Origin of the sequence: Streptomyces anatolicus (genome assembly GCF_019400875.1) — a bacterium.
Taxonomy (GTDB): Bacteria; Actinomycetota; Actinomycetes; order Streptomycetales; family Streptomycetaceae; genus Streptomyces; species Streptomyces anatolicus.
In genome coordinates this window covers 1-6,026 of the sequence record NZ_WMBF01000393.1, presented here as the reverse complement: position 1 = coordinate 6,026, position 6,026 = coordinate 1, and the positions used below count along the sequence as shown (strand labels likewise).

The window sequence follows — 6,026 nt, the reverse complement described above, 5'->3', positions numbered from 1 at the left end:
CGGGCGGGCCGTCCTGCCCCGGGGAGGCGGGGTTCCGCTCGTCCATGTGGTCAGTTCCCATGTGCTGTGCTCCGTTACCTCGGTGCTGCTTCGATCCTATGGGCGTACGGTCATTCGGCGACGACGCGCACGGTGTTCAGTTCGCTGTCCTTGGCGTCGGGGAGGTTCATCCCCGCGGCCACGCCGGTGCGCAGATAGCGCAGTACGGGTTCGGTGAGCCGTTCGCCGGGGAGCGCCGCGGGGATGCCGGGCGGGTACGGGGTCATCATCTCCGCGGCGATCCGTCCCGCCGCCTCGGCCACCGGCACGTCCTCGGTGGGCCCGAAGAAGGCGTCGCGGGGCAGGATCGCCTGCTCCATCCGGAGTTCGGCGGCGGAGGGGACCTCCACCGGCGGGGCGGGTTCCAGGTGCGGGGCGGCGTGGGCCAGGTCGCGCAGGGCCGCGAGGAGCAGGCCCGTCGTGTCGTGGTCGTCGCCGTGGGTGATCTGGGCGCTGATCCTGCGGTGGTCGCTGAGGTGCACGTCAAGGGCGTGGTGGCGGCGCAGCCAGTCCGCTGCCCGGTAACCGCTGGTGCCGAGGCCGTCGACCTCGATGACGACGGGCAGGGGGTCGAAGTCCGCGGCGAGGCCGGGCCCGCAGAAGTCGGCGCGGTCGTTGACGTGCAGGCCGTCGATCTCCTCGATGGCCGCCCGCACCTCGGCCGCCAGGTCCAGCGCCCCGCCCATCAGTTCGTGGCCGTGCAGCGCCATCTGCCGCCGCCAGCCGTCGAGTCCGGCATAGATGAGGGTGGACGGGCTCGTGGTGCCGAGGAGGTCCGCGCAGTTCTCCAGGACCTCCGGGTCGATCAGGTCGCCCTGGAGATGGAAGACGGAGCCCTGTTCGAGTCCGCTGCCCATCTTGTGGATGCTCGTCACGCAGATGTCGGCGCCCGCGTCCATCGCCCAGGACGGCAGGTCGCGGTGGAAGGGCAGGTGCGCGCCCCAGGCCTCGTCCACGACGAGCGGCCGGGACCGGCTGTGGCAGACCTTCGCGATGGCGCTCAGGTCGGCGCAGGCGCCGTACGGCGTCGGGCTGGTGACGAGCGCGCCCTTCGCGTCGGGGTGCGCGGCGAACGCCGCCTCGAAGTCCTCCGCTCCCGGCGCGTGGGCCAGATGGCGCTTGTCGTCCCAGTGCGGTTCGACCCACACCGGCTGGATCCCGGAGAGGATCAGGCCGGAGACGACGGACTTGTGCGCGTCCCGGCCGACGAGCAGTTTCGAGCCGGGGCCCGCGATGGACAGCATGGCCGCCTTGACGGAGAGCGAACTGCCGCACGTGGAGAAGAAGGTGTGGTCCGCGTGGACGGCGTCCGCCATCAGCCGCTCGGCCTGTTCGAGGACCTGGCCTCGCGTGCGCCGGTCGTCGAGTCCTCCGGAGGCCAGTACATCGCTGTGGAAGGCGGCGTCGCCGAGGACTTCGCGCACGGCCGGATCGGCGCCGCGGGCCTGCTTGTGGCCCGGCGGTGTGAAGCCGATCCGGCCCTTGCTCCGGTGTTCGGCGAGAGCTTCCAGGACGGGGGCGCGGGTGTGATCATGCGACATGGGACACGCGTTCCCTGGAGTCGCGCCACCCAATCCGGACGTCCGTCAACCGGTCGTAGGGCCCTTCGCCCGGGCCCGTGCGCACCCGGGCCCGGCTCCTGTCCTGGCCGGTCACGCGGCGCGAGCGGGCGCGGCCGCCTCCAGGCCGACGTCGGCCGCGGAACGCACGCGGGCGCAGCTGCGGCTGATGAGACGGGAGACGTGCATCTGCGAGATGCCGAGTTCTTCCGCGATCTTGCTCTGGGTCATGTCCTCGAAGAAGCGCAGGTAGAGGATGGTCCGCTCGCGCTCGGGCAGCTGTCGCAGGCCGGCCTTGGCCGCCTCCCGGTCGGTGATGCAGTCGTACGCGGGGTCGGGCGCCCCGAGCGTGTCGGCGAGGCTGAAGCCGTCGGGGTCCGCGGAGGAGATCTCGGCGTCGAGCGACAGGGCGCTGTAGCCCTCCATGGCCTCCATGCCGTCCTTGACCTCGTCCTCGGTCAGGCCCGCGTGCTCGGCGATCTCGGTGATGCTGGGCTCGGGGCCGCTGCCCGGCCGGTCGAGGAGTTCGCGGCGCGCGACGCGGACCTTGTTGCGCAGTTCCTGGACGCGGCGGGGTACGCGCACGTCCCACATGCGGTCGCGGAAGTGGCGGCGCAGTTCACCGGTGATGGTGGGCACGGCATAGCTCTCGAAGGCGCCACGGCCGGGCTCGTACCGGTTGACGGCCTTGACCAGGCCCATCGCCGCCACCTGCTGAAGGTCCTCGATGCTCTCGCCCTTGTTGCGGAACCGGCTCGCGATCCGGTGAGCCATCGGCAGCCAGGCCTCGACGATCTCCTCGCAGAGCAGTTCGCGCTCGGGGCCGTCCTCGAGGGTGGCCAGACGCTCGAACCCCGCCGCCGTGTCCGGGGCGTCGTTGTGGGGGTGCCGGCCCGTCGTACGACGACGGGCGGAGTATGAAGTGAGGTCGGTAAGCATCAGAATTTCGCTCCTCAACGGTGCCGCCAACAAGTGACACGCGAGAAACGGGGTGCCCCGGCGACAGGCATCCACCAGGAGTGAACACACCGCTCCCGCGAAAGCGCCTCCGGTCCGAAGCACGTTTTCCGCCTGCCCTGCGGATCTGGGGCCAAACAGCCTCCGCCACAAAGCGTGCTGCGCGATGCGCTCGCGTGTTCGTGATGTCGCTCGTTCGGCGGGTGCGAGGCATGGCCCCGACCGTGTGGGGCACACGCGACCGCGGGGTGCGAAGCGTCGGAACGGCCATCGGACGCCACGCCCGACCGGCCGGCCGCATTGGGGTGCGGCCGGCCGGTCTCCTCCTCACCGGGCTGTCCGGCAGGCGCCGTTACGCTTTGCCGATGAGGGCCTCGCTGTCCAGGTGGCCCAGCAGATCGGCGGGGTCCGCGTAGACGGCCCCGGCCCCTGCCTCCTCCAGGTCTGCGCGCGGGATGCCTCCCGAGAGCAGCGCGATGCTCCGTACGCCCGCCCGGGACGCCGCCCGCATGTCCCACACGGTGTCGCCGACGAACAGTGCCTCGTCCGGGGCGCATTCGGCGATGTCCAGGGCGTGGTGGACGGGGTCGGGGGCCGGTTTGCCCGACTCCACGTCGTCCGCGCTCGCGATGCCCGCGATGACGTCGTCGGCGTCGATGGCCCGGCGCAGCGCGCCCAGTTCCGCTCCGCCCGCCGAGGTCGCGAGGACGATGCGCCGGCCGCGGCCGTGCAGGGCGTGGAGCAGGTCGCGGGCGCCGTTCAGCGCGGAAAGCCGGTCGAAGTACGTGCCGTAGAGGGTGCTGTGCGCGGCGCTGATCTCCTCGTCACGGTCGTGGTCACGGTCGTCGCCGAGCAGGTGGGCGATGAGGTCGGTCGAGCCGAGCCCGATGGCGTGGTGGATGTCGTGCGTCGCGACGTGGTGGCCCGCTTGGCGGAACGCCTCCCACCAGGTGACCACGTGCAGGTGGTTGGTGTCGGTGAGGGTTCCGTCGACATCGAACAGCGCGGCACGCGCCATGGCTTCACACCGTTCCCTTCTCGGTTTCGCGGTTCAGCGCACGTCCGTCATGACGAAGCCGCTGCGGGGCATGGTCGGCATCCTGTGCAGCGGGATGCGCAGATCCTGCTCGGGGACGTGGAAGTCGAGCTGCGCCAGGCGCGGCAGCAGCGTGGTCAGGAGCGCCAGGGTGACGTCCTCGCCCGGGCAGCGGTGCCCCTCGGCGGCGTCGCCGCCGCCCTGGGGGACGAGTTCGTCGCGGCCGGGCTCGCGTCCGGTGAACCGCTCGGGGTCGAAGGTGTACGGCGATTCCCACAGCTCCGGGTCGTGGTTCTGTCCGTAGAGGTCGAGCAGGACAAGCGTGCCCTCCTTGATGGGCACGCCGTGCCAGTCCAGGTCGCTGGGGGCGAGGCCGGCGACGAACGGGGCGAACGGGTAGAAGCGCCGCACCTCATGGGCGAACGCGCGCGCGTAGCCCTCGCCGTCCGAGGCCAGCCGCTCCCGCAGCTCGGGGTGCCGGTGCAGCGCGTGCGCGCCGAAGACCGTGTACCAGGTGACGGCGACCGTGGGCCGCAGGACGTTGAGGACCTCGACGGCGGCCGTGCGGGGGTCGAGAAGCCGCCCGTCGGCCTCGCGGTGTGCGGCCACGGCCTGGATGACGGAGGGCGGCCCGCCGGCCTGCTCCGCCGGGTCCAGGCCGGCCGGTTCGTGGCCGCCCGGTTCGTGACCAGCCGGTTCGTGGCCGGCCGAGCGGACCTGCTCGATCAGGCGGGCCAGCCGCTCCTCCTGGCGCTGCCGGGCGCGCCGGGCCTGCCAGTGCCGGGGTCCCGCGGTGGCGAATCCGTCGACCATGGCCACCAGGTCCCTCGCGGTCCGCCGCGCCTCGTCGTCCGCGGGCCCGGCGACGTCCTCCGGATACTCCGTGAGGGGGACGCCGGCCCACGCGTACACGGCCCGTGTGATCAGCACGCTCACTTCGTCGAACAGCGTCACCTGGGAGCGGCCGGCCCACTCCTTGCGGGACCGTTCCCATTCGTCGGCCACGCGCTGGGCCAACGCGGTGACGTTGGCCGCGTCCTTGAGGAGCGAGGTGAAGACGGCCTTGCGCGCGCGGTGCTCCTCGCCGTCGAGGGTGTGCACGGCGCCCTTGCCGAAGAGCGTGCTCAGGACGGGCTCGGGCAGGGCCGTTCGGCGGCGCACGTGGTTCTCGTCGTAGAAGAACGGGACGGCGGCCGGGCCGCGCAGCGCGATGACGGGCTTGCCGAGGAGACGGGTGCGTACGGGCCCCGGGCCCTTGCGGCGGCTCAGGTCGGGGAGCCACGCGTAGCCCTGGGTGAGCAACGGCAGCGTGTTGTCCAGCATGAGGTCCTCCTGGGTGCAAAAGACGCAGGCCGTGGCAGGGCGGAGCGGTGGCCCTCCCCGAACGCGGGGCGGTGGCCCTCCCCTGGCGCGGGGCGGTGGCCCTGCGAGAATCCTGACCGAACCCGGCCCCGCGTGCATGTCCCCGGCCGGCGTGCGGCGCGGTCTTGGACCAGCGTGTGCCCAGGGTCGCCGCGATGAATCAGCTGGAAGGCCCTAAAATCGGGGCAAAACTCTACGTACGTATGCCTCCGGTAATGTGGATCTTTTCCCGCAGGAGGAGTTGCATCAGTGGAGTTCCGGCTGCTCGGAGCGGTTTCCGTCGCCACTGGGCTCGGCGTGCTGCCGCTCGGTCCCGCCAAGCGGCGCAGCCTGCTCGCCGCCCTGCTGCTGAGGCCCAACCACCCGGTTCCCGTCGAGCAGTTGACGGCCGCTCTGTGGGATCAGGAGCCACCCGCGCGCGCCCGTGGTGTCATCCAGGGGCATGTGTCCCGGCTGAGAGTCCTGCTCGCCAGGGCCGAGGCGGAGATGTTCGGCGTCGAGCTTGTCACGCAGGGTTCGGCGTACGTCCTGCGGATGCCGGAGTCCTTGCTGGACGCCCACCGTTTCGAGGAACTGGTGACGCTGGCACGCGATCAGCGGGCGCCCGCCGACGCGGTGGCGATGTATCAGGAGGCGCTGTCGCTCTGGCAGGGGCCCGCGCTGACCGGCACGTCTGCGAGCCAGCCGCTCCAAGCCGCGGCCCAGGCGCTTGAGGAGCTTCGGCTGGCCTCCGTGGAGTCGCTGGCCGGGGCGTACACGCGCCTGGGCGAGCATGCCCGGGCGGCCGCCGTGCTGCGGGCGGAGGCCAGTGCGCATCCGTTGCGCGAATCGCTGTCCGCCGCACTGATGAGGGCGCTTCAGCGGGCGGGGCGCCGGACGGAGGCGCTGGACTGGTTCCACCGGACCCGGCGGGTGCTCGCCGACGAGCTGGGGGTCGACCCCGGCCGCGAGCTGGCCGACGCCTACGCGCTCGCGCTGCGCGGGGCGGGCGAGGAGACGGGCGAGGAGACGGGCGGCGGTGGCTCGGCCGGGGGCGCGTCGGCGGGAGCGTGGTCGGGCGGGTCGTCTGGTGG

The 6,026-nt window shown here is 72.3% G+C and carries 5 protein-coding genes; 1 reads left to right on the top strand and 4 read right to left on the bottom strand.

Annotated features, from left to right (window positions below):
* Positions 1–110: 110 nt before the first annotated feature.
* The 4 genes from GKQ77_RS25700 to GKQ77_RS25685 all read right to left on the bottom strand — a co-directional run bounded on the left by GKQ77_RS25700 (position 111) and on the right by GKQ77_RS25685 (position 4,914).
* Entirely contained in the window at positions 111–1,580 is a 1,470-nt protein-coding gene (locus GKQ77_RS25700; protein ID WP_219691317.1) for an aminotransferase class I/II-fold pyridoxal phosphate-dependent enzyme, read from the bottom strand.
* A gap of 111 nt (positions 1,581–1,691) precedes the next feature.
* Positions 1,692–2,537, bottom strand: a complete 846-nt coding sequence (locus GKQ77_RS25695; protein WP_219691316.1) for a SigB/SigF/SigG family RNA polymerase sigma factor — start codon at positions 2,535–2,537, stop codon at positions 1,692–1,694.
* Positions 2,538–2,907: 370 nt separating this feature from the next.
* Positions 2,908–3,573, bottom strand: coding sequence for an HAD family hydrolase (locus tag GKQ77_RS25690; RefSeq protein WP_219691315.1), 666 nt, complete (start codon positions 3,571–3,573; stop codon positions 2,908–2,910).
* A gap of 33 nt (positions 3,574–3,606) precedes the next feature.
* A complete protein-coding gene (locus GKQ77_RS25685) occupies positions 3,607–4,914 on the bottom strand; it encodes a cytochrome P450 (RefSeq protein ID WP_219691314.1) in 1,308 nt (435 codons plus the stop codon).
* 288 nt (positions 4,915–5,202) lie between these two features.
* Here GKQ77_RS25685 and GKQ77_RS25680 point away from each other — a divergent pair.
* A partial coding sequence (locus GKQ77_RS25680) for an AfsR/SARP family transcriptional regulator (RefSeq protein ID WP_219691313.1) occupies positions 5,203–6,026 on the top strand: 824 nt, incomplete at its 3' end.

Bases quoted from the DNA above. Each gene is read 5' to 3' on its own strand.
- GKQ77_RS25700 (WP_219691317.1), bottom strand. From the start codon at position 1,580: ATGTCGCATGATCACACCCGCGCCCCCGTCCTGGAAGCTCTCGCCGAA.
- GKQ77_RS25695 (WP_219691316.1), bottom strand. From the start codon at position 2,537: ATGCTTACCGACCTCACTTCATACTCCGCCCGTCGTCGTACGACGGGC.
- GKQ77_RS25690 (WP_219691315.1), bottom strand. From the start codon at position 3,573: ATGGCGCGTGCCGCGCTGTTCGATGTCGACGGAACCCTCACCGACACC.
- GKQ77_RS25685 (WP_219691314.1), bottom strand. From the start codon at position 4,914: ATGCTGGACAACACGCTGCCGTTGCTCACCCAGGGCTACGCGTGGCTC.